Annotated in this window: 3 protein-coding genes; 2 read left to right on the top strand and 1 reads right to left on the bottom strand. The window is 69.7% G+C overall.

The window, feature by feature from the left end; translation table 11 throughout:
- Positions 1-204, bottom strand: a 204-nt coding sequence (locus tag ACFU6K_RS36860) for a hypothetical protein (protein WP_380670688.1), incomplete at its 3' end; no start/stop codon positions are given.
- 79 nt (positions 205-283) lie between these two features.
- Between ACFU6K_RS36860 and ACFU6K_RS36855 the strand changes: the two genes are divergently transcribed.
- Together ACFU6K_RS36855 and ACFU6K_RS36850 are read left to right on the top strand one after the other, a co-directional pair.
- Complete coding sequence (locus ACFU6K_RS36855; RefSeq protein ID WP_380670686.1) at positions 284-700, top strand: PPOX class F420-dependent oxidoreductase; 417 nt, start codon at positions 284-286, stop codon at positions 698-700.
- Positions 701-838: 138 nt separating this feature from the next.
- Entirely contained in the window at positions 839-2,341 is a 1,503-nt protein-coding gene (locus ACFU6K_RS36850; protein WP_380670684.1) for an MFS transporter, read from the top strand.
- Positions 2,342-2,413 lie beyond the last annotated feature (72 nt).

Below are 2,413 nucleotides of genomic sequence, written 5' to 3'. Positions count from 1 at the left end.
GGTGACGGGCCGCCGCTTCGAGCGCCAGAGCAGCCAGCGGGTACGCAGCCACCCGGCCGCGAAGACGGCGGACAGCAGGCATCCGGCCGCGCCGAGGAGTACGGCGACGAGCGCGACGGGCGGGGGGAGGGAGGAGAGGCCGAAGGGTACGGCCGGGGTGCCCAGGGCGAATCCGGCGAGCGCGGCCAAGGCGAAGTTCAGCACGCGGCACTCCTCATCTTGGGGACGGGCGCCACGTCGGTTCGCGGCGACAGTGAGTTAACTAACCAGTTATGCTATCGCGGTGACCACCTCACCATCCGCCTCAGCATCCTTGCCGGGCAGTTCGGTTGAACGACTGGCGGCATCCAGGTACGTACTTCTCACGACGTTCCGCCGGGATGGGCGGGCCGTGCCCACTCCGGTGTGGGTGATGGGGGACGGGGACTGCCTGGCCGTGTGGAGCGCGGCCGACGCCGGCAAGGTCAAACGGATCCGCAACAGCGGCCGGGTGACCGTCGCCCCCTGCAACTGGCGGGGAGTCCCGAAGGGGGAATCCGTGCCCGGTGTCGCCGAGTTGCCCGCCGACCGGGACACCGTCCACTACCTCGACCTGATGAAGCGCAAGTACGGCCTCGTCGCGCGGATCGGCTTGCTGGGCAGCCGACTGAAGGGGTCCGGGTACCGCGCGGTGGGCATCCGGATCCGACTCGCGGAGTGACCCTCGCGGACCTCCGTCGCATCCGGCCATCTCTCTTTGCCCGACGTCGTGTTGACGGGCCGTCGGATCTCGGGCAGCCTTGCCTCGGAATATTAACCATCCAGTTAGTCAATCTATTTCGAACGGAGTGGCACCGCCATGTCGGCATCCACCACTGAGCTCACCGGCATCCCGCCCGAATCGGGCCCCCCGTCCCCGCGGTCCTCGCTGCGGTGGTGGGCGCTGGCCGTGATCGGCCTGGCCCAGTTGATGATCATGCTGGACGCCACCATCGTGAACATCGCGCTGCCGTCCGCCCAGGCCGACCTGGGCTTCTCCGACAACGACAGGCAGTGGGTCGTCACCGCCTACGCACTCACCTTCGGCAGCTTGCTGCTGATCGGCGGGCGTGTCGCCGATCTCTTCGGCCGCAAGCAGGCCTTTCTCGCGGGTGTCATCGGATTCGCCGCCGCCTCGGCGCTCGGCGGAGCCGCCGGCAGCTTCGAACTCCTGGTGCTGGCCAGGGCGATCCAGGGCGTCTCGGGTGCCCTGCTGGCCCCGGCGGCCCTCTCCCTGCTGACGACCATCTTCACCGACGTCAAGGAGCGGGGCCGGGCCTTCGCGATCTTCGGTGCCATCGCGGGCGCCGGCGGCGCGCTCGGCAACCTGCTCGGCGGCCTGCTGACCGAGTACCTCAACTGGCGTTGGACCCTCTACATCAACCTGGCGTTCGCGGCGGTGGCGCTCCTGGGCGGTCTGCTGCTGATCGAGCGTCAGTCGCGGGCGGAGCAGCGCCCCAAGCTCGACGTCCCCGGTGCGGTACTCGTCACCCTGGGGCTCTTCGGCCTGGTCTACGGGTTCTCCAACGCCGAGTCGCGCGGGTGGAGTTCTCCCGCCAGCTGGGGTCTGCTGGTCGGAGGCCTCGCCCTGATCGTCCTCTTCGCGTACTGGCAGTCGACGACGGCCGGGCCGCTGCTGCCCCTGCGCATCCTCCTCGACAGGGATCGAGGCGCCTCCCAGATCGCCATTCTGGTCGCCACCGGAGGCATGTACGCGGTCGCGTTGTTCCTCGCCTACTACATGCAGCAGACGCTCAAGTACACCCCGGTCGAGGCGGGGCTCGCCTTCCTGCCCATCCCCGCCGCACTGGTCGTTGCCTCCGCCCTGGCCGTGGGGGTCCTGATGCCCCGGGTGGGGCCGAAGATCGTGATTCCCCTCGGGATGGCGCTGCTGGGCGTGGGCATGGTCTGGTTCACCCGCCTGGATCTGGACAGCACCTACACGGGAGGCATTCTGCCGCCGCTGCTCGTCCTGGGCCTCGGTCTCGGCCTGGTCTACGCGCCGGCGATCGACCTGGCCACCTACCGGGTTCACGAGGATGACGCCGGGGTGGCCTCCGCGGCGGTCAACACCTCGCAGCAGATCGGTGGTTCGTTGGGGATCGCCGTTCTCAACACGCTCGCGGCGACCGCCGCGGGCAGCTATCTCAGCAGCCGGCAGGCCACGCCCGAGGTGATCGCCGGGGCGGCGTTGCACGGCTACTCCACCGCGTACTGGTGGGCGGCCGGCCTCGCAGCCGTCGGGCTCGTCGTGACCTTCGCGCTGTACCGTCCCGGTGTTCGGGAGAAGTCCCCCGACGCGGTGAAGGCCGTCGCCATGTGACACCTGCTCCACGAAGTCCCTCCATCCTTGCATCGCGAGCAGCCCCCGGGGCCGCGCCGCGCCCCTCGGGGG

The organism is Kitasatospora sp. NPDC057512 (assembly GCF_042802135.1).
Taxonomy (GTDB): Bacteria; Actinomycetota; Actinomycetes; order Streptomycetales; family Streptomycetaceae; genus Kitasatospora.
This window is presented reverse-complemented; position numbering and strand designations above follow the sequence as displayed.

Bases quoted from the DNA above. Each gene is read 5' to 3' on its own strand.
- ACFU6K_RS36850 (WP_380670684.1), top strand. From the start codon at position 839: ATGTCGGCATCCACCACTGAGCTCACCGGCATCCCGCCCGAATCGGGC.